At 41.1% G+C, this 20,812-nt stretch carries 23 protein-coding genes; 11 read left to right on the top strand and 12 right to left on the bottom strand.

Going from position 1 to position 20,812, the window contains the following annotated elements:
* Nucleotides 1-171 precede the first annotated feature (171 nt).
* Nucleotides 172-1,176 (top strand): ribosome small subunit-dependent GTPase A, encoded by a 1,005-nt coding sequence (rsgA, locus tag ABRT01_RS03320; protein WP_269412439.1) that lies wholly within the window; start codon nucleotides 172-174, stop codon nucleotides 1,174-1,176.
* Between the two features lie 49 nt (nucleotides 1,177-1,225).
* Here rsgA and ABRT01_RS03315 read toward each other — a convergent pair whose 3' ends face one another.
* Nucleotides 1,226-1,771, bottom strand: a complete 546-nt coding sequence (locus ABRT01_RS03315; protein ID WP_269411161.1) for an HD domain-containing protein — start codon at nucleotides 1,769-1,771, stop codon at nucleotides 1,226-1,228.
* Between the two features lie 214 nt (nucleotides 1,772-1,985).
* Between ABRT01_RS03315 and fni the strand changes: the two genes are divergently transcribed.
* From fni to ABRT01_RS03270, 9 genes are all read left to right on the top strand, one after another.
* On the top strand, nucleotides 1,986-3,038 hold the full coding sequence (gene fni, locus ABRT01_RS03310; protein WP_269411162.1) for a type 2 isopentenyl-diphosphate Delta-isomerase: 1,053 nt from the start codon (nucleotides 1,986-1,988) through the stop codon (nucleotides 3,036-3,038).
* Between the two features lie 337 nt (nucleotides 3,039-3,375).
* Nucleotides 3,376-4,218 (top strand): MBL fold metallo-hydrolase, encoded by an 843-nt coding sequence (locus ABRT01_RS03305; protein ID WP_269411163.1) that lies wholly within the window; start codon nucleotides 3,376-3,378, stop codon nucleotides 4,216-4,218.
* A gap of 106 nt (nucleotides 4,219-4,324) precedes the next feature.
* Complete coding sequence (locus ABRT01_RS03300; protein ID WP_269411164.1) at nucleotides 4,325-5,047, top strand: DsbA family oxidoreductase; 723 nt, start codon at nucleotides 4,325-4,327, stop codon at nucleotides 5,045-5,047.
* 313 nt (nucleotides 5,048-5,360) lie between these two features.
* Complete coding sequence (locus tag ABRT01_RS03295) at nucleotides 5,361-6,314, top strand: ABC transporter permease (protein WP_269411165.1); 954 nt, start codon at nucleotides 5,361-5,363, stop codon at nucleotides 6,312-6,314.
* Nucleotides 6,304-7,254, top strand: a complete 951-nt coding sequence (locus ABRT01_RS03290) for an iron chelate uptake ABC transporter family permease subunit (RefSeq protein WP_269411166.1) — start codon at nucleotides 6,304-6,306, stop codon at nucleotides 7,252-7,254. Before ABRT01_RS03295 ends, ABRT01_RS03290 begins: the two co-directional genes overlap by 11 nt.
* Nucleotides 7,248-8,003: an iron ABC transporter ATP-binding protein gene (locus ABRT01_RS03285; RefSeq protein WP_269411167.1), complete on the top strand. Its 756-nt coding sequence runs from the start codon at nucleotides 7,248-7,250 to the stop codon at nucleotides 8,001-8,003. The genes ABRT01_RS03290 and ABRT01_RS03285 overlap by 7 nt, the downstream gene beginning before the upstream one ends.
* Before the next feature lie 42 nt (nucleotides 8,004-8,045).
* Nucleotides 8,046-8,996 (top strand): siderophore ABC transporter substrate-binding protein, encoded by a 951-nt coding sequence (locus ABRT01_RS03280; protein WP_269411168.1) that lies wholly within the window; start codon nucleotides 8,046-8,048, stop codon nucleotides 8,994-8,996.
* 222 nt (nucleotides 8,997-9,218) lie between these two features.
* Complete coding sequence (locus ABRT01_RS03275) at nucleotides 9,219-9,965, top strand: SurA N-terminal domain-containing protein (protein ID WP_269411169.1); 747 nt, start codon at nucleotides 9,219-9,221, stop codon at nucleotides 9,963-9,965.
* A 199-nt stretch (nucleotides 9,966-10,164) separates the two neighbouring features.
* Nucleotides 10,165-10,332: a hypothetical protein gene (locus ABRT01_RS03270; protein WP_269411171.1), complete on the top strand. Its 168-nt coding sequence runs from the start codon at nucleotides 10,165-10,167 to the stop codon at nucleotides 10,330-10,332.
* Nucleotides 10,333-10,460: 128 nt separating this feature from the next.
* Here ABRT01_RS03270 and hisC read toward each other — a convergent pair whose 3' ends face one another.
* The 11 genes from hisC to ABRT01_RS03215 form a co-directional block, all read right to left on the bottom strand.
* A complete protein-coding gene (gene hisC / locus ABRT01_RS03265; RefSeq protein ID WP_269411172.1) occupies nucleotides 10,461-11,546 on the bottom strand; it encodes a histidinol-phosphate transaminase in 1,086 nt (361 codons plus the stop codon).
* Nucleotides 11,527-12,180: a bifunctional phosphoribosyl-AMP cyclohydrolase/phosphoribosyl-ATP diphosphatase HisIE gene (gene hisIE / locus ABRT01_RS03260; RefSeq protein WP_269411173.1), complete on the bottom strand. Its 654-nt coding sequence runs from the start codon at nucleotides 12,178-12,180 to the stop codon at nucleotides 11,527-11,529. The genes hisC and hisIE overlap by 20 nt, the downstream gene beginning before the upstream one ends.
* The gene (gene hisF / locus ABRT01_RS03255) at nucleotides 12,177-12,941 is read right to left on the bottom strand and encodes an imidazole glycerol phosphate synthase subunit HisF (RefSeq protein ID WP_269411174.1); all 765 of its coding nucleotides are present in this window, start codon (nucleotides 12,939-12,941) and stop codon (nucleotides 12,177-12,179) included. The genes hisIE and hisF overlap by 4 nt, the downstream gene beginning before the upstream one ends.
* Before the next feature lie 2 nt (nucleotides 12,942-12,943).
* Entirely contained in the window at nucleotides 12,944-13,654 is a 711-nt protein-coding gene (gene hisA, locus ABRT01_RS03250; RefSeq protein ID WP_269411175.1) for a 1-(5-phosphoribosyl)-5-[(5-phosphoribosylamino)methylideneamino]imidazole-4-carboxamide isomerase, read from the bottom strand.
* Nucleotides 13,651-14,253 carry an imidazole glycerol phosphate synthase subunit HisH gene (hisH, locus tag ABRT01_RS03245; RefSeq protein WP_269411176.1) on the bottom strand — a complete coding sequence of 201 codons (603 nt, stop codon included), beginning with the start codon at nucleotides 14,251-14,253 and terminating at the stop codon, nucleotides 13,651-13,653. The genes hisA and hisH overlap by 4 nt, the downstream gene beginning before the upstream one ends.
* Nucleotides 14,254-14,285: 32 nt before the next feature.
* A complete protein-coding gene (hisB, locus tag ABRT01_RS03240; RefSeq protein WP_269411177.1) occupies nucleotides 14,286-14,870 on the bottom strand; it encodes an imidazoleglycerol-phosphate dehydratase HisB in 585 nt (194 codons plus the stop codon).
* The gene (gene hisD, locus ABRT01_RS03235) at nucleotides 14,860-16,149 is read right to left on the bottom strand and encodes a histidinol dehydrogenase (RefSeq protein WP_269411178.1); all 1,290 of its coding nucleotides are present in this window, start codon (nucleotides 16,147-16,149) and stop codon (nucleotides 14,860-14,862) included. The genes hisB and hisD overlap by 11 nt, the downstream gene beginning before the upstream one ends.
* Nucleotides 16,150-16,785, bottom strand: coding sequence for an ATP phosphoribosyltransferase (gene hisG, locus ABRT01_RS03230; RefSeq protein WP_269411179.1), 636 nt, complete (start codon nucleotides 16,783-16,785; stop codon nucleotides 16,150-16,152).
* Nucleotides 16,773-18,017: an ATP phosphoribosyltransferase regulatory subunit gene (gene hisZ, locus ABRT01_RS03225; RefSeq protein WP_269411180.1), complete on the bottom strand. Its 1,245-nt coding sequence runs from the start codon at nucleotides 18,015-18,017 to the stop codon at nucleotides 16,773-16,775. Before hisZ ends, hisG begins: the two co-directional genes overlap by 13 nt.
* A gap of 87 nt (nucleotides 18,018-18,104) precedes the next feature.
* Nucleotides 18,105-18,497: a PH domain-containing protein gene (locus ABRT01_RS03220; protein ID WP_269411181.1), complete on the bottom strand. Its 393-nt coding sequence runs from the start codon at nucleotides 18,495-18,497 to the stop codon at nucleotides 18,105-18,107.
* Between the two features lie 90 nt (nucleotides 18,498-18,587).
* Nucleotides 18,588-19,556, bottom strand: coding sequence for a LacI family DNA-binding transcriptional regulator (locus ABRT01_RS03215; RefSeq protein ID WP_269412440.1), 969 nt, complete (start codon nucleotides 19,554-19,556; stop codon nucleotides 18,588-18,590).
* A 441-nt stretch (nucleotides 19,557-19,997) separates the two neighbouring features.
* On the opposite strand from ABRT01_RS03215, the gene ABRT01_RS03210 reads away from it, so the two are divergent.
* Nucleotides 19,998-20,807 carry an alpha/beta fold hydrolase gene (locus ABRT01_RS03210; protein WP_269411182.1) on the top strand — a complete coding sequence of 270 codons (810 nt, stop codon included), beginning with the start codon at nucleotides 19,998-20,000 and terminating at the stop codon, nucleotides 20,805-20,807.
* Nucleotides 20,808-20,812: the final 5 nt, after the last annotated feature.

Below are 20,812 nucleotides of genomic sequence, written 5' to 3'. Positions count from 1 at the left end.
AGTGGTGTTTTATGAGTGCAATTAATACTATCTTTGTAAACCAAAACACACAAAACAAAGTGGAGGAACGGTCGGTGTTGTAACAGACTTTTCCTCCAACAATTAAGGAGGAAAATGTAATTGAACGGTTTGGAAAGTCTTGGATGGTGCAATTCCATAACAGATGTTGAAATGGACAGATTAGCACGGGTTATTGCTGTGCAAAGAGATAGTTATCGAATTTCGGATGGGGAAATAGAATATTTTTCCCATCTAAGTGGAAAGTTTTTAAATCAGGCGGCTGCTTCACTTGATTTTCCCGCTGTTGGGGATTGGGTGGAAGTTCAGAAGTTAAAAGAGGAACAAAAAGCGGTCATTCATCGCGTTTTGCCCCGAGAAAGTCAGTTTGTTCGACAGGCGGCTGGCTTGAAAACGGAAGGCCAAATAGTTGCAGCAAATATGGATCAAGTTTTCATTGTGAATTCCCTTAACCACGATGTAAATGTACGACGCATGGAACGATATATTTTGGCAACATATGAGAGTGGTGCATCTCCAGTTATTGTATTGACAAAATTGGACGAATCCTCACCTGAAGAAGTAGTACGGATTATTGCTTTGGTAGAAGAGGTGGCGATTGGTGTACCAATTGTCGCGATTAGTAGTATGACAGGAGAAGGTATGGACGAATTGACAGATTATTTGCAGCCGCATAAAACGGTTGCGCTGCTCGGGTCATCTGGTGTCGGTAAATCTACTTTGGTGAACAAACTCTATGGTCAAACGGTACAAGAAACCAATGATATCAGGGAAGCTGACAGCAAAGGGCGTCATACAACCACACATCGGGAAATGTTTATCTTGCCAAATGGTTCGTTGTTAATCGACACCCCCGGAATGCGCGAATTGCAGCTGTGGGACGGGGATTCAGCTATTGATACAACCTTCCAGGATGTAGAAGCATTGGCGCTGGATTGCCGATTTACCGATTGTCAGCATGATACGGAGCCCGGATGTCGCGTACAGGAAGCATTAAAATCCGGGGAATTATCAACGGAACGATTTCAATGTTATTTGAAACTGCAACGGGAATTGGCGTTTGAAAAGAGGAAGCAGGATCAAAAAGCCCGGCTGGAGGAAAAAGGTAGATGGAAGAAAGTCTCCAAGGAATTGAAAAGCAGATATAAAAATAGATGATAAGCGATTAGAGCCTTCCCCGATTATTTGGTGCAGGCTCTAATTCCTCTTAATTTGAGCCAAATACACGCTCGACTAGCGCCTCGAATTCATTGAAATAAGCTGGCACCTCATCAGTCGCAAGCCCGATATACATATTTCTGGCAATCGCTTGGTTATACCATTTTTGCTCATCAAACCCGGCATTAAAATGCAGCCATACCTCATTGCCTAAACGTTCAAGGTCCTTTTCCAACTCGAGCAAATTATCTAATTTATCAGCAACAATCAGATATTTGACTTCCTTATCAGCATTCTTAATCGTGTCAATTGTATGCTGTTTTCGTTCCTGCCATGATTTTGATTTGTCCTCTGTATGTGCAGCAACAAGGTTGGCTACCTTTGCGCCAAATGCCTGCTGTATATCTTCTATGTCGTAGGGCGTATCTTCAACGACATCATGTAAATAGCCTGCACAAACCAATGCTTCGGAAAAACCTGCTTGCTCCAACTGTTCGGCAACCCGGATCGGATGTGTGATATATGGTGCGCCAGAGCTTTTCCGTGTTTGTCCCTTATGTGCCATCTCGGCAAACGCTTTTGCTTGTGCCTTCAACAAAGATCCCTCTTTTACCCCGATATCGATGCTAACGTTCTGTGTTTAAAATCTGGTCTGCAAACTCCATTTCCAATCGTTTGAGTCGTTCTTTTTCCAGATAAAAGTAAACGAGATGACAAGGCGTCGTTTTTCTTTTCATCCAATTGGAAAACAAGTAGACTATTAAGAGGATAACATAGTTCGTAAAACAGTGAAATTGGAGGATATCTTCATGGATATAGGAATCAACAAACGTAAAACGGAACACATTCGTCTATGTTTAACGGAGAATGTGGAAGGTGTTAATAAAACAACGGGGTTAGAAGGCATTTCATTTATACACAATGCATTACCGGAAATCGACTTTGCCGACATTCAGCTGGATACAACCTTTTTAAATAAATCAATAAAGGCACCGTTTCTTGTCAGTTCCATGACGGGCGGATCGGAACTTGCGGTACAAATCAACACTAACCTGGCAATGGCTGCGGAAAAGAGAGGCTGGGCAATTGGGCTTGGTTCAACAAGGGCACTGCTTGAAAGTGATGCATATAAAGAATCCTTTTTAATTCGCAAGCATGCGCAAACAGTTCCGTTAATTGCCAATATTGGTGCTGTTCAACTAAATTATGGGTATGGCGTCAAGGAATGTCAGCGGCTTGTTGATTTAACGGAAGCGGATGCACTTTATTTACATTTAAACAGCTTGCAGGAGATCGTTCAAGATGAAGGAGATCTGAACTTCAAAGATCTGTTGCCAAAAATAAAAGAAGTATGCCAATCCTTAAGCGTTCCAGTTGGTGTCAAGGAGGTTGGTTTTGGGATTGATGGTATCGTAGCGGAAAAATTATACGATGCAGGTGTTTCCTTCATTGATGTCGCTGGCGCCGGTGGAACATCATGGAGTCAGGTGGAAAAGCTCCGTTCCAAAGACCCATTACGCAAGTCGGCTGCCGAAGCATTTAACAACTGGGGAAATCCAACGAAAGACTGCATTGTTTCAGTAAAAAGCAAGTTGCCTGATGTACCGATTGTTGCAAGTGGCGGCATGAAAACAGGTGTGGATGCTGCAAAAGCAATGACCATTGGTGCGGATATGATCGGATTTGCCAGACAATTACTGGAATCCGCCACCGAATCAGCTGAAAAAGTCATGCAAACGATGGAACAAATTGAATTTGAAATGAAGATGGTGATGTTCGGTATTGGTGTGAGGTCCATTACTGAGCTGCAAAATACTGATCGTGTAAATATCATGGGACGATCCCTGTTGGGAGAAAGCTAAAGCTGATTGCGGCTTTAGCTTTCTTTTTGTTTTTGCTGTTGAAATGCATTGATTTTAAATATTTTTATCTTTGAGTAGTGAATGATCGACCAAAAGCAATCGCCTATCGACCGGGTAGTGCGAGTTATCGACCGAAAAAGACTGCTAATCGACCGGAAAACGCTGATATCGACCAATGTCAAAGGAGTATCAACCTATAGCCACAAAACATCAACCATATACTATCAAATATCAACCAGCCCACAATATCACGAAATACAACCAAGCTTGGCCGCCCATCAATCAAGTATATTTTTCATTCCCCTCCAAACAATATCAACAAATGGAGGTGGAATGTATGGACAACGACATGCACAAAAGTAAAGATAACAAAATGATTCCAATGACATCGATTGCAAGCGGCACTGGAGAAGAAGTACGGGATGACGTTTATTATTATACAGATCAGATCGTGAATATTTGCTTTATTGGTTCTCCCCATGCAGAGGAATGGTATCTGATTGATGCTGGGCTGCCATTTTCAGCATCGGAAATTCGCTCGGTTGTGAAGGAGCGTTTTGGAAAAGACAGCAAACCGACGGCGATTCTATTGACACATGGACACTTTGACCATGTAGGAGGATTGGTGGATTTGCTTAAAGCGTGGGATGTGCCTGTTTACGCGCATGAAAAGGAGCTGCCATTTCTGACTGGTGAAAAAAGTTACCCGGAACCAGACGGAACAGTGGAAGGTGGGTTCCTGGCAAAAATCTCTCCCATGTATCCAAATGAGCCGATTAATCTGGGCAATCATATCGAAACATTACCAATGGATCAACATATTCCGGGGCTGGCTGATTGGAAGTGGATCCATACCCCAGGCCATAGTCCGGGACATGTATCGTTTTATAGAGAAAAGGACCGTACGTTGATAGCAGGAGATGCTTTTATTACGGTGCGCCAGGATTCGTTTTATAAAGTGTTAGTGCAGAAAGAAGAGGTGAATGGACCGCCAAGATATTTGACCACCGATTGGTATGCTGCCAAGGAATCAGTGAAGAAGCTGGCAGAACTAAATCCGGAATTGGTGATAACCGGTCATGGACATTATATGGAGAAAGACGCATTAACAGAAGGATTACAGCACCTTGTTGAGAATTTTGATGACATTGCTGTTCCAGACCATGGACGTTATATTTAAATGTTGAGGTCTTTCCTTTAATTGGCACCCCACTGTTTTTGAGCACAACATTATTTGAAAAAAGTTCTCTTGTGCTAAAATAATCAGTGGAATGAGGTGTTTACAAATGAAAATTGAAATTTGGTCTGATTTTGTGTGTCCATTTTGTTATATGGGAAAACGCCGATTGGAAAACGCATTGGCTCAATTTCCCCATCAAGACAAAGTCACGCTTGAATATAAAAGTTATGAGCTTAGTCCAAACGCTGAAAGAAATCCTGGAAAAACGATTCATGAACAAATGGCTGAGAAATTTGGTTCGACGATTGATCAAGCGAAAAGTATGAATGATAAGATGGCCGAGCAGGCAGCCGAGCTTGGGTTAACATATAACTTTGACTCCATGAAACCAACCAATACGCTTGATGCCCACCGGGTTGCCAAATATGCAGCAAAACAAGGTAAGGGTAAGGAAATGACCGAGCGCTTGCTAAAGGCCTATTTTACGGATGGTAAGCATATCGGTGACAAGGAAACGTTAAAGGAACTGGCGGAAGAAGTCGGCTTGGAGGCCTCGGCCGTGAATACACTATTACAAACAGATGATTATCTTGCCAAAGTTCAAGCGGATGAAGAAGAGGCAAAAGAGATCGGTGTACAAGGTGTTCCGTTTTTCGTCTTTAATGAAAAATATGCGGTCTCCGGTGCACAGCCGGCGGAAGTTTTTAGCGAAGTACTGGACACAGTCTGGGAAGAAGAAAGTAAACAACCAACATTACAGTCGTTAACCCCGAAAAAATCAAAAACGACCTATTGCACGGATGATGGATGCTGTGAGATAGAAGAATAGAAATATGCGGCTAATGAAAACGAACCCGGATGAAAATGGTCACCATCTTCATCCGGGTTCGTTTTCTTTTTTTGTCACCGTGTACCCGCCTCCGCAAACGATCACAAGAATTGCCACAAAAATGTGATATATATTACATAAATGCCATTGACGTGCACGTTTTTTTTGACTATAATCAAAGATGCAGGCTAATTGATAATGAATATCATTCTTAATTAGATTAATTTGAAGGTGATAATCATTCTAAATAAACATGCTGTAATCGAACGGACACCATAGCAGTACAACGCGTTTTTGAAGTAGAGGTCTTGATATGAAGGTACGGTATTTAGCTATATTGGTAATCATTCTTTCTGTTATTTCTGTGTTTGTCGGGGTTTCTGATGTTTCTCTACTCGACATATTCAGTCTGACAGAAGATCAAAAAGAGGTTTTGGTCATCAGCAGGCTCCCCAGGCTTGTTAGTATTTTAATAGCCGGGATGAGCATGAGTATATGCGGCTTGATTATGCAGCAACTGAGTAAAAATAAGTTTGTCTCCCCGTCAACCGCGGGAACGCTTGACTCAGCGCGACTCGGTATCCTTGTCTCCATGATGATATTTACATCAGCAACTCAACTGGAGAAAATGCTTGTATCGTTTGCCTTTGCATTGCTTGGTACACTTGTATTCATGAAGATTTTGGAGAAAGTGAAATTTAAGGATGCTATATTCATTCCATTGATTGGTTTAATGTTTGGAAATATTATTAGCTCTGTATCCACTTTTTTCGCTTATCAAAACAATCTAATCCAGAATATGTCATCCTGGATGCAAGGCGACTTTTCGATGATTATGAGCGGAAATTATGAGTTGATGTATGTAAGTATTCCAATTTTATTGATTGCTGCGTTTTACGCCAATAAATTTACGATTGCCGGAATGGGGGAGGACTTTTCCAAAAACTTAGGTCTTAATTATCGCCAGGTGGTAAACCTTGGGCTGATCATTGTTGCCCTTGTTACAGCATCGGTCGTATTGTCAGTCGGTATGATTCCTTTTTTGGGATTAATCATTCCGAATATCGTTACCATTTATCAGGGAGATAATCTAAAAAAAAACTTATTACATACTGCATTGCTGGGGGCAATCTTTGTTTTAGTCTGCGATATCATTGGCAGGGTTATTATCTATCCTTATGAAATTCCAATTAGTTTAACGGTTGGAGTGATAGGTAGCGGGGTATTTATCTATCTATTAGTAAGGAGAAAGAAATATGGATTATAAGAAAAAGACAATTATCTTAAGTCTAATCGCAGCATTACTAGCCGCCCTGTTTATCTTATATGACCTAAGTGGAAATATTGGTTACATTTTGCCAAGAAGAATGATTAAGGTTGTCGCGATTATCCTTACTGGCGGGGCGATTGCCTTTTCAACCACGATCTTCATGACCATTACCAATAACCGGATATTAACACCGAGTGTGCTTGGACTGGATTCACTATATTTGTTAATTCAAACGGTTACGATTTTTATATTTGGATCCAAATCACTCATCATGATGAGCAGTAAACTAAATTATCTATTCTCCATTGTCATCATGGTTCTGTTCGCTTTGATCCTTTACCGATGGCTGTTTCGGGGAGAAAAGAATAACATTTACTTCCTGTTATTAATTGGTATGATTTTAGGAACCTTTTTTGGCAGCTTTACTTCATTTATGCAAGTATTGATCGACCCGAATGAATTCATGGTTGCCCAGGATAAAATGTTTGCCAGTATTAATAATGTGAACACAGATCTTGTTTATATGTCAGTTATCATGATTGTATTGATTACGTTGTACTTCATGCATTTTTATAAATACCTCGATGTGCTGGCATTGGGCAAAGACAACGCAATTAATCTGGGTGTCCCATACGATTATGTAGTCAAACGGTTATTAATCATTGTTGCAGTGTTAATCTCAATCTCCACTGCATTAGTTGGGCCGATTACCTTTTTAGGTTTGCTGGTCGTTAACGTGGCGTATGAATTTCTAAAAACGTACCGGCATTTTTATATTATTATTGGATCGGTGTTAATTAGTATTATTGCGCTGCTGGGCGGGCAGTTTATTGTCGAGAAGGTTTTCAGCTTTGAAACAACCGTCAGCGTGATCATCAATTTTATCGGCGGTGTGTATTTCATATATCTTTTGTTAAAGGAGAATAAATCATGGTAGATATTAAACATGTATTAAAAAAATATAACCAAAAAAAGGTTGTTGATGATGTGTCCATTAAAATTGAAAAGGGAAAGATCACATCATTTATTGGCCCTAATGGTGCAGGAAAGAGTACATTAATCTCAATGATTAGCCGACTGATTGCAAAAGATGATGGTGAAATTACAATTGATGGGCAGGACATTTTGCAAACAAAAAATAAAGAACTGGCGAAGAAAATTTCCATACTCAAACAATCCAATGCCATCAATCTGAAGCTGACGGTTAGGGAACTCGTGTCGTTTGGCCGTTTTCCTTATTCACAAGGGAGGCTGAAGCAAGCGGATTGGGATAAGGTTGAGGAAGCGATCGATTACATGGAACTTCGCGATATGCAACATCAATTTTTGGATGAACTTAGTGGCGGTCAACGTCAACGTGCACACATTGCCATGGTTATTGCCCAGGATACCGAATATATTCTGCTTGATGAACCGTTGAATAATTTGGATATGCGTCATTCCGTATCGATTATGAAAACATTGCGCCGTCTTGTTAACGAAATGGGCAAAACCATTGTTATTGTCATTCATGATATCAATTTCGCATCTTGTTACTCTGACAACATTGTCGCTTTAAAAGACGGAAAGATTGTAAAACAAGGTCCAACCTGTGATGTAATTGACCGATGTGTGTTAAAAGATATTTACGATATGGATATTGATATAAAAGAGATTGATAACCAGCGGATTTGTGTTTATTTTTAAAAGCTGAGGAAGTATAACATCATATACAAGGAGTTTAACCATATGAAGAAACTTGCACTTGTTGTAGTAATGGGTTTTCTGGCTGTTATGATAGCAGCTTGTGGTTCCAATGATTCAGCAGAAAAAACAGATGATACAGGGGACAAGGAAGATTCCACCCTTACCATCAAGCATGAACTAGGTGAAACAAAAGTGCCAAAGAACCCGAAGAAAGTAGTTGTGTTTGATTATGGTATATTAGATACATTGGATGAACTTGGCATTAAGGTTGCCGGGGTTCCACAAGGCAATATTCCAACGTATCTGGATAAATATAAAAGCAACGATTATGAAAATGTCGGCAGTTTAAAAGAACCTGATTTTGAAAAGATTGCTGAAGTGGATCCGGATTTAATTATTATCTCCGGTCGTCAATCAGATGTTTATGACCAACTGCAAGAAATAGCACCAACCGTATATCTTGGGATAGATACCGCACGTTACATGGATTCGTTCAAAGAAAATATGGAAACAGTCGGTGAAATATTTGGCAAAGAAGATGAAATTGACCAGGAACTTGCTGATATTGATGATTCCATCGCGAAGTTAGAAGAAAAAGCGGAAGGGATCGATAAGAAAGCACTAATCGTGCTGGCGAATGATGATAAAATCAGCGCATATGGTCCGAAGTCACGTTTTGGGCTGATCCACGACGTATTTGGCATTCCTGCAGTGGACGAAAACATTGAGGCTTCCGTACATGGCCAGAATGTTTCCTTTGAATATGTAAGAAAGCAGGATCCCGATTTGTTATATGTTGTCGATCGAGGAGCCGTTGTAACTGGCGGGGAACCATCCGCTAAGAAAATTGTTGAAAATAAACTCATGAAAGATACGAAGGCATATAAAAATGATGATATTACGTATCTAAATCCAGAATTCTGGTATCTCTCCGGTGGCGGACTTGTGTCTGTACAAGAAATGATTAAAGAAGTTTCAGACAGCCTGGAGTAAATATTTGGGGACAGTCTCCCGCCACGCAAATTCGTTAAAGTGGTGAGGACTGTCCCTGATTTTGTGGCAGAAAATAGGCATGCCTGTCATTGAATTGTTAATAGCCCCTTCTAAGCCCGCCATCATGCGTTTCTTTCGCGATCACCCAAAATTAATGCCTTGCTATATAGCATGAATGTATGTTTGAATGATAAGACAACCAAGGAAATGAGGGAAAATCTAATGAAAAAATTAGTCATGCTCGTTTTGACACTTAGTATAGTAGGTTTGTTAGCCGCATGTGGAAATGATTCCGATGATTCAAGTTCGGAAAAGGCAAAGCAAAATGACGATAAAGCAAAAACGGAACAACAGGAAAAATCACAACAGGCGCAACAAGAGGAAGATGTAACGGTTTCGGATGACGAAAAAGTGGACAAAGATGATGTGGTCGCACAGGTAAATGATACAAAAATAAAAGGTGAGCAATATAATGATGTATACGCACAAACGAAAGTAGCCATGCATCAATATGGTCAGGATGTTAGTGATAAGGATCAACTGAAAGATCAAGCTATGAACGTCCTGATTCAACAGGAATTGGTAAAACAGGATGCGAATGACAAAGGAATTACCGTTTCTGATGATGATGTTGACAAGGAATTCGATAAAATGAAATCGCAAAATGAAGACCAGTTTCAGGCGGTACTCGATCAATACAATCTTAGTGAAAAAGGTTACAAAAACCAGCTGACTTTCGAGATGATTGTAGATAAATATATGGATAAGGAACTACCGAAAGCTGATGTGTCCAATGATGATGTGAAAGAGTATTACGACCAGATGAAAGAACAAAATGAGGATATTCCTAAATTGAAGGATGTCAAAGATCAAATCAAAGATCAATTGGAGCAACAAAAACAAAGTGAAGAATTGCAAAAGAAAATTGACAAACTGCAAAAAAACGCCGATGTTAAAAATATGATCTAAGCCATTAAGTTGTTCGTTTAGCGCTGTCTATGCTGTGACTGTAAAACACAGTTGACTCGGGGTAGATACCGGAACTGCTTAGATAAAGATAGCATCGCAAACAGAGGATCTTTTGGTTTACGCATATCAACCAGTTTAAGCGGGATATCAACCTCTTGTGCGTGCAAATCGACCAGTTTAAAGCGGATATCAACCTCTTGTGCGTGCATATCAACCAGAGAAGGCAGGATATCAACCCGGTGCGCGTGAATATCAACCGAAATGGCTGGAATATCAACCCTCATCGACGGCTTGCGTAATTGATACGGCGATTTCAGCCGATTATACGGCGATTTGTGATCATGATACGGTAATTTTCACACATTAAACCGTGATTCCCAAATTTTGGAACCCATTCATGTTGTTGGAGCTAGCCTCATACTCCTGATTAAGGATCAAAAACATAGGACCCCTGCTATTTCCGGCAGAGGCCCTTTTTTATACAAACTAAAACGATCACGAATGTACTACATCCGCCGCAAGTTCTGTCATTACCTTGTCAATTCGCTCCAAACAGGTTCGCATATCCGCATCTGTTCCAATCGTAATCCGTAAATAATTAGTAATTTTCGGCTTGTCAAAGTAACGGACTAACACGTTGCAGGCTTTTAACCTTTCATAAAGTGCTTTTGCCGGAAATTTGTAGTGACTGACTAAGATGAAGTTTGTCTTGGATGGGAGCACCATAAAACCAAGTTGCTTCATACGGCTGGTTACCCATTCCCGGGTTTCGATGACTTGCTGTACCCGCATATCAAAATATTTCTGATCATCCAATGCTGCTTCTGCCCCGGCGATTGCCAGTCGATCCAATGTGTAGGAGTTAAAAGAATTTTTAATCCGGTTTAGTCCTTTGATTAAGTCCTCACTTCCCAAGGCATAGCCCACCCTTAGCCCGGCGAGTGACCGTGATTTGGACATGGTTTGGACAACGAGCAAATTTTCATAGGTGTTCACCAGTGAAGCGGCTGACTCCCCGGCAAAATCAATGTATGCTTCATCAACAATGACAACTTGATCCGGGTTACTCTCCACGATATCAATCACATGGCCAAGCTCAAGATAGATCCCTGTCGGTGCATTTGGATTTGGAAAAATAACGCCGCCTTCCGATTGAAAATAATCTTCCGGTACAATGGTAAAGTCACGCTTTAGTGAGATGGTTTCATATGGGATGCCAAACAGCTTGGCATATACCGGATAAAAACTATAGGTAATCTCCGGAAAGCGGATTGTCTTATCTTGGTCAAAAAAAGCCATAAAGGCAAATCCCAGCACTTCATCAGAGCCATTGCCGACAAAAACATTTTCCTTTTGTAATTGATATTGCCGGGCGACCTTTTCCTTTATCGTATCAACGGTTGGGCTGGGGTATAATTGCAGTTTGCGTTCTATCTCCTCGGCGATTGCCTTACTGACCCTTGGCGAGGGAGGGTAGGGATTTTCGTTTGTATTAAGTTTGATGATATCCGCTACCTCTGATTGCTCGCCAGGTACATAAGGTTCGGCTCTTGATGCCATCTCACTCCAAAATTGACTCACTGCGTATCCCTTCCTTTTGCATGTGACGTTTCATCAGCTCCTGTTTAATATCGCTAAGGGAAACTTGACGTATGTCCATCAGAATCAGGGTGTGATAAATCAGATCGGAGATTTCCCAAATTAATTCCTCGTTATCCGCATTTTTTGCACCGATAATCACTTCACTTGTTTCCTCGCCAACTTTTTTCAACACCTTGTCAATGCCTTCGCGAAACAAATAGGTGGTGTAGGAACCATCCACGGGGTTTTCCCGACGCTGTTTAATCATGTCAACGAGGTCATTGATCATCGCAAATTGATTGGGAGTGCCTTGATAGACTTGGTTATGAAAACAAGTTTCTTCTCCGGTGTGGCAGGCTGGCCCGAGTGGTTCTACCTGTACTAATATCGCATCACCGTCGCAATCATAAGAAACACTTTTGACCATTTGTCTATTTCCGGAAGTTTCTCCTTTGTTCCATAGCTGTTGGCGGCTGCGGCTATATAGCCATGTTTCCTTTGTTTCCAATGTTTTTCTCAAGGCGTCTAGATTCATATAGGCAAGTGTCAGGACTTTTCCGGTGTCACTGTCCTGAATAATTGCGGGAATAAGTCCTGCTTCATCAAATGCAATCTGCTCGAAATTTATGTTCATGATAGCTCTCTCCTCATTGTAATACCATTTTCGGCAAGGTATTGCTTTAATTCCGGTATCTTTATTTCACCGTAATGAAAAACCGAGGCAGCAAGTGCAGCATCCGCCTTTCCTTCCTGGAGAACAGCTGCGAAGTGTTTTGCTTCACCAGCACCACCACTGGCAACAACCGGAATGTTAACTGTTTCGGCAATTGTTTTGGTCAATGCAATGTTAAAGCCATTTTTAACCCCATCGGTGTCCATGGCATTAACGACGATTTCACCAGCACCAAGTTCTTCGCCGCGTTTTGCCCATTGAATCGCATCCATTCCAGTATCGATTCTGCCTCCGTTTAAAAAAACCATCCAGTTTGATCCTTCGCGTTTTACATCCATGGATAAAACAAAACATTGGCTGCCGAATTTGGCAGCGGCTTGGGTAATCAAAGAAGGGTTGCGAACGGCGGCACTGTTTAAGGATACTTTGTCCGCTCCCGCCCTTAGTACACGATAAATGTCATCAACCGAACCCAGGCCACCGCCGACGGTAAACGGGATGTTAATTTCACTGGCAACCTGTTCAACAATCTCGATAAAAATATCACGTTGTTCATTCGAGGCTGTAATATCATAGAACACAAGCTCATCGGCACCACTCAGACTGTATTGTTTGGCCAGCTCAACTGGATCAGCGACATCACGGATTTCCTGAAACTTCCTTCCTTTGACAACCCTGCCTTTATCAACATCCAAACATGGAATAATTCGTTTAGCAAGCATGGTTAAACCCTCTCTCGTAATGTGGATAAGGACAATGTTCCATCATATAATGCTTTACCGATGATGGCGCCATAAAGCCCAAGTGATTGTAATCGTTGTATATCCTGTTCACTGGATACACCACCAGATGCAATCACATGAATGGATGTTGCCGTATTGATTGTCTCTAATTCTGCAAAATTGGGACCGGAAAGCATGCCATCTTTTTGAATATCGGTATAAATGATTGTTCTTACCCCGATATTCGCTAACTCCTGCACTAAATCAATCGCCTTTACCTCGCTCGTATCAATCCATCCATTTGTTGCTACATAGCCATTTCGCGCATCGATGGAGACGGCTATTTTATCACCGTAGCGAGCTACTGCCTGCTGCAAAAACGCTTGATCCCGAATAGCAGCTGTTCCGATAATCACCCGATTGACACCGAGCGATAAGTAAGTTTCTACGGTTTCCATCGACCGAATACCGCCGCCAATTTGTACAGGTATGGAAGTTTGTTTGATAATCGATTGGATAATAGACGCGTTGACCATTGTTCCTGTTTTAGCTCCGTCAAGATCAACAATATGCAAATATGCCGCTCCTTGTTGTTCCCAATTGGCTGCAACAGTAATTGGTGAATCATGATAAATGTTTTCCTTTTGGTAATCACCCTGGATCAGCCGGACACACTTGCCGTTTCGTATGTCGATGGCTGGAAATAGGATCATGAAATCATCTCCTCAAAGTTTTTTAGTAATTGCAATCCGATTGGTCCGCTTTTCTCCGGATGAAACTGCATGCCAATGATATTTTCCCGATTGACAATGGCGGAAATTTGCCCGCCATATTCTGTGCTGCTTACCGTTTCCTGACGATTGGCGTCGATATAGTAGGAATGGACAAAATATACATACGAACCACTGTCGATCCCTTGTAATATCGGATGGGTGCGGTGATGGGTTAATGTGTTCCATCCCATATGTGGCACCTTTACCGAAGCGTCAATTTTCTCGACGCAACCCTTAAGGAGACCCAATCCCTTCCATTCTCCGTTCTCGTAACTTGTTTCATAGAGTAGTTGCATACCTAAACAGATGCCCAGAAGCGGTTTTCCTTTCGCCACTTCAGCTTGTAAAACCGCTGTTAGCCCAAGCTGGTCAAGTGCTGCCATCGCATCTTTAAAAGCCCCTACACCAGGCAAAATAATCGCCTTGCTTGCCGCGATGGTTTGGTGATTGCTTGTCAAGGCGGAATCGATATCCAGTTTGGTCAATGCTGACTGCAGGCTTTTTATATTGCCCGCCCCATAATCAATAATGGCAATCATTTGCATAATTCCTCTTTTCCAATCAAGAAGTGTTAAAGTGATCCTTTTGTTGAACGTATGCCTTTGATACGTGGATCTTCCAGGGTTGCTTCATCCAATACCCGGCCAAAACCTTTGAAGATAGACTCCACTATGTGATGGCTGTTTTCACCATAGTCAAGGTTAATATGTAAGGTTACCTTGGCATGGTTAACAAAACCCTGGAAAAATTCCTTGACCAGCTCTGTATCAAACGTCCCGATCTTGTCTTTCAATCCTTCCACATGGAATACAAGATGGGGCCGCCCGCTAATATCCAGGGAAAGGGTGGATAAGGCTTCATCCATTGGGGTAGTCATCGTGGCATAGCGCTTAATGCCCGCTTTTTCTCCTAATGCCACATCAACTGCTTGCCCCAATACGATGCCGATATCTTCCACTGTGTGGTGCTGATCAACTGTCAAATCGCCGGCACAGGCAAGATCCATATCAAATAGCCCGTGCCTGGTCATTAGTGTCAGCATATGATCCAAGAAACCAACGCCGGAATCAATGTTTGCTGTTCCGGTTCCATCAACGGAGAATTGTAATTGAATGTCTGTTTCAGTTGTTGTACGCTCAATCGAACTATTTCGCATGATTAGCATCCTTTCTTCTTATCCTGATGGCATTGGCATGTGCTGTTAGCCCTTCTGCCTCGGCAAGTGTAATAATTTGATCAGCCGCATTGAACAGGGACGATTGATTATATTGAATCAAACTCGATTTTTTGACAAAATCATACACACCGAGCGGGGAGGAAAAAATAGCCGTTCCACTTGTTGGCAGGGTATGATTCGGGCCGGCAAAGTAATCACCCAATGGTTCCGGTGAATACGATCCGAGAAAAATTGCACCGGCATGCTTCACGCGGTGGACGTTTTCATTCGGGTTTTGAATCAGCAGTTCCAAATGCTCCGGGGCGATGGTGTTTGCCAAATCCAATGCTTCAGTAACCCCGCTTGTGACAATGATGCTGCCATATTGATTCAGGGATTTTTGAGCAATCTCTTTGCGGTCAAGGAAGTCCAACTGTATTTCCAGCTCTGTCTGGATTTCCTCGGCGAGTGTATCGCTTGTTGTGATACAGATGGCCCGTGCCCGTTCATCATGTTCAGCCTGTGATAATAAATCGGCAGCGACAAATCTTGGATTGGCTGTTTCATCGGCGACAATGCAGATTTCACTCGGACCGGCAATCATGTCTATTGCCACATCCCCGAACACCCATTTTTTAGCGCGGGCGACATAGGCATTTCCCGGACCAACGATTTTGGCAACTTTGTTAATGGTAGATGTACCGTATGCCAGCGCTGCAATTGCCTGGGCACCCCCAACCTTGTAAATTTGGTCAACACCAGCTTCGTCAGCGGCAGCCAGCACAAAAGGATTTACGTTTCCATCTGGTTGTGGTGGTGTAACCATAATGACTGATTTGACGCCAGCTAATTTTGCCGGGATGACATTCATTAGCACCGTTGATGGATAAGCTGCCTTCCCACCCGGAATATAGACGCCAACCCGATCCATTGGGGTGATTTTCTGGCCAAGCATATTCCCCGATTCATCGGTCAGATACCAGGACCGTTCGATTTGTGCTTCATGAAAACGTGTGATGTTTTGTTTTGCTAGTTCCAATGCTTCCGTCAATTCTGTTGGCACCGATTGTTTTGCTGCAGCTATCTCTGCTTCGGTAACTTTGAGGTCTGTCAGCGTTACGCCATCAAATTGCTCCGTATAGTTAAATAATGCTTGATCGCTATTTTTCCTGACTTCGGAAATAATGTCTAAAACGGCTTGATCAAGAGCGGGATCTTCAAGCGAATCCGTTTTTTCTCCGTTCTTTGCTAAATAGTCCGCTTTAGTTTGGATGTTCATCTACTTTTGCACCTCCAAGGCATGATGCAGTTGATCCATAAAGGTATGGATTTGCTCGGATCTAGTGGCTAAACTGGCTTTATTAACGATCAATCGTGTACTGATTGATTCAATTGTATCGATCACGTGCAGACCATTTTCCTTTAAAGTTGTGCCGGTTTCGACAATATCAACAATGACGTCTGCCAATCCGACAAGTGGGGCAAGTTCCACCGAGCCATTTAATTTTATGGTTTCAATGGGAATTTGCCGGCTTTTAAAATAAGCACTTGCAACATTTGTGTATTTGGAAGCGACCGCTAATTTTTGATTTGTTTCGATGGTAGTATCATCTGTGCCAGCAACCACAAAATGACAGTTACCAAAGTCAAGATCCATCATCTCGTAAACATCAGCCCGGGATTCCGCAATATTGTCTTTACCAACAATGCCAAGGTCAGCGGCACCTTTTTCGACATATGTTGGTACATCAACTGCTTTCACATAGACTAACTTCAAGCGCTTCGTTTCATCATAAAAAATCAATTTTCGTGTTTCTTCATGGAAGTCGGGGAAATGAATATTAGCCCCCCTTAACAGTTTCATCGATTGTTCAGCCGTTCGTCCTTTTGCCATGGCAATGGTCAGACATTCCATTTCAATTCCTCCTTCAGCAGCGCTAACAATTCGGATTGTTTGGTGAATACCATGGTTTTGGCTGGGGAACAGATGAAATTCTGTGTTTCTTTATAATAGATGGCTGTAGCATTGGTTTGATGGTGCCCATAGCTTTCCAGTTTTGTTGCCCGTACTTGCAATCCGTTATTGCGTAATCGTTGTGCCGTGGATAATGCTTCTTGCTGTTTTCGCTTGACATAATACATGTAAATATTGAAGGGTGGCTGCAAATCCGGGAATAGGGCTGCCTGATCCATAATGTCGGAAATCGAATCAATATCAAAGGCGAAACCAATTGCCGGCATTGGCTGATTGAATTGTTCTGCCAAGTGATTGTACCGGCCGCCCATTAAAACGGGTTTTCCGAAATTCTCTACAAACCCCTGGAAAATGATATCGGAATAATAGTTCATATGATTGATCAGTCCCAGGTCAAAGGAAATAAACGGTTCCACCTTGTACAACGTTAATACTTCTAAAAGATCCACCATACTTTGCACCGTTTTTCGCATCTGTTGATTGAGTGCAATGGATTCTGCCCTTGCAATTACCTTTTCCGGTGTCCCATACAATAACGGCATCTGTCGCAGTGCATCTTTGCTTTGTGTATCAATTGACAACCTATTCAGAAAGGGCTCGATCTCGGAGAAGTTTTTCGCCTGAATCATGGCCTGCAATTGTTCCGCTTCTTGATCGGTTATAGAAATTTGACTTAATAATTCCTTGAAAAACCCGGCATGACCGATAACCAGTTTAAAACGATCAAAACCAAGGTCCTGTAATGTATGAACAGCTAATGCAATGACTTCTGCATCCAATTCCGCCGATTCTGTTTCAAAATTTTCAATACCTGCTTGCATTTGTTCGTTAGATTTCTGATTTGGACCAGCCGTGCGAAAAACATTGGACATGTAAAAAAGCCGTTTATCCTCTTCAGGCAATTGTTCCATCGCTGCCACCCGTCTGGTAATCGGAATGGTCACATCTGGTCGGAGGACTAATATCTCTCCTGACGGGGCAATCACCTTGATCATTTCCTCTGTACGGATCGTTCCGGTAATGGATTGATACAGATCATAGGCCTCAAATGCTGGTGTTTGAATTTGCCGATAACCGTAAGTGGCAAATCGTTGTTTCATTTTATCCAATACATATTCCTGTTTCCGGTATTCATCCTGGCGCAGTGCATTCCGATTCTGTACCTGCAGCATAAAAAATCTCCTATTCTATAACTTTATCGCTTTAACACTTTATTTAATTAAAGTTAACTAGTATTCTAATAATTAATACGGTAAAAGTCAATAGCAAATAAGGAGGAATTTTTCCCATGTTTGATTATCATGTGCACAGTGTACTTGCTTTTTGCTTTTTGTTTGTGTAACTAAATCGCAAATTTTTTTCAGAAACTGTTCGGCATCTCCATAGTTTACCCATTTTACATTGATTGATATATTATTATTAAATGTAAATGATGCATGCTGTATATTTACATTTTCAATATCATTGTAACTATATATTTCAAAATCCTCCAATCTAAAAGGATAACTGATATACCAAATTAGTCGCTTATCAGTTGCAAAGATTTCTCCAAATTTATATTCAATCCCCATTTTTCCGTGTACTTCGAATGTTCCCATTATCCTTTCCTTAATTTGCTCTCCGGAAATCAATATTGAATTTAATTTTTTCACTTTCTTCAACTCCTTATTATGGAAAATGTTTTTATCTTTCACTCCTATCAAGAGTTTAATTGATGAAAACATTTTCATATCAAGGAGTTTTTATTTCCTAGGAGAGGAGACTGTGTTACGTTTCACAAGATGGAATGGGTTCTTAATTTTCTTATTTGTATCGTCAAAGAAAAGCTGAAATGCTTGTTCTCCAATTCTTTTTATATTTAGATCCAAAGTTGTCAAGCCAAGGGCCTCGGATATAGGGACGTTATCAAATCCTATAATCGATAATTCAGTCGGAATTTTTATATCATAAACCCTAGCCTGAACAATCATACCTGCAGCAACCTCATCTCCGTTTGCTAAGATGGCTGTAGGGAAATCCCCTTCACTGTATAGCCTTTGAATAACTTTTTTACCATCATCCATTGTAAAACAATCTGTGAATATCCAAGAATTTGAGGCTTTTCGCTTAACCTTTCTTAGAGATTCCTTAAATGCTGAAAAGCGCATTGTACTGCTAAGACTGTTTTTTCTGCCTGTACAATATCCAATTTTTCGATGTCCTTTATCTATTAAATAATCTAAAGCAGACATAACGGCCTCATAATGGTCTAAATAAACACAAGGTAATTCCTTTACATATTCACAACTAATAATAGGGCCATAAATAGTATATGGCAGTATAGTTTCCCAATCATTCGCATGGGAACATATAATTAAACCATCCAATTGTTTTCTTTTAAGCATTAACAAGTAATTTAATTCTTCTTCTTTATTATAATTTGTAGCACAGCAAAGCACTGTATAGTTATTCTCAAACGCTTTTTCCATAATCCCTCCCACCATGGATTGAAAGTATGGATGGTCAATATATGGGATGATAACTCCTAAAGTAAGTGTTTTCCCTTTTACAAGATGAACGGCGTTTAAATTTTGATGATAGTTCAATTCCTTAATAATTTTATTTACCTTTGCTCTTTTTTCTTCACTCACATAGGGATGGTTATTCAATACTCTAGATACTGTTGTAATGGATACGCCAGCTCGTTTAGCGATGTCTTTAATATTGCAAATTTTGATTCACCACCAGTCGTCAAAATTGATCATTGATTTATCACGCATTAACGGGCTGTAATACCCCCGCCTCTATAAGTGAGAGTAACCAAAAACTTAAAAGGCGGGGGATAAACAGCCCGTAAATTCCTGATTCCGTTCGAGCCTGCAGGAGACAGGTCACAAAGGCGTTGCAACAGGACGTTGCGAATTCAGCCTTTGTTCCTCTAGATCAGTGGCGGGAAAGGAAACCCCCTACTGAATGAAGTTTCACTTTATTACAATGATAACCTAGTGGACATAACGGTTACCAATATTTCAATTGGAAGCCATTAAACGATTGCTTCCTATTCAAAACGCTATATTTTGTCATGAAAAATTCGATTTATAACGACAAAAATCTGGCTGAAGATGGTACAATAAAAAGATGAAATTGAACTATTGTCAGGAGAGTAGGAGCAATTGAAAAAGAAACACATCATATATATTGTATCGGCTGTTTTGATTGTTTTCATTGCAGCGATTGGTACGTACATTCCGCACCGTGCAAATTCCCAGCATGGACTTCCTCCTGTAACAGTATTTGTTCATGGTTATAAGGGAACGGCGAATTCTTTTGGCGGGATGTTGAACCGGTTTGAGCGAAATGATTGGGGAAATAAAGCACTTATTTGCTATGTGACACGACAAGGACATGTGAAAACATATTCGCTTAATAAGGAGGAGAAACGACCGATTTTAGTGCAGGTTGTTTTCGAAAATAACCGGGCAAGTTTTGAAGATACCACAAGATGGCTTTCAAAGGTAATGAAACAATTAAAACTAAAATATCATATCCATTCGGTAAATCTTGTCGGACATTCGATGGGTGGTATTGTTTCATTGAAATATCTGGAAGAATATCAGGAAACCTCCCGATATCCGGTTACAAATAAACTGATTACAATTGGCAGCCCATTTAATGGGATTTATAATCGCTATTATTTTCAAATTAACCATGATGCGGCGACAACGGATCTAAAACCGAATTCCGCGGCATTACAATTGTTGAGAAAAAATGCTGTGGCTATTCCTGATTATATAAACGTTCTAAGTATTAGTAGTACTGGGGATCCGGTGGCTGTACCGGAAAGTGTTGGGAAACTGAAAACAATGATCCCGCAAAGCCGTCTGACGGAGAAAATAATCGACAACGACTACCTGGGTCACAGTGAGCTGCATGAAAATACTCAAGTTGACCAAATGATTTACTCATTTTTGTGGCAGGATTAGGTACG

This window comes from Lentibacillus sp. L22 (assembly GCF_040812445.1).
In the GTDB taxonomy this organism is placed as follows: domain Bacteria; phylum Bacillota; class Bacilli; order Bacillales; family Amphibacillaceae; genus Lentibacillus_C; species Lentibacillus_C daqui.
Note: the sequence above shows the minus strand (reverse complement) of the source record. Positions and strands in the feature narration are given on the sequence as shown.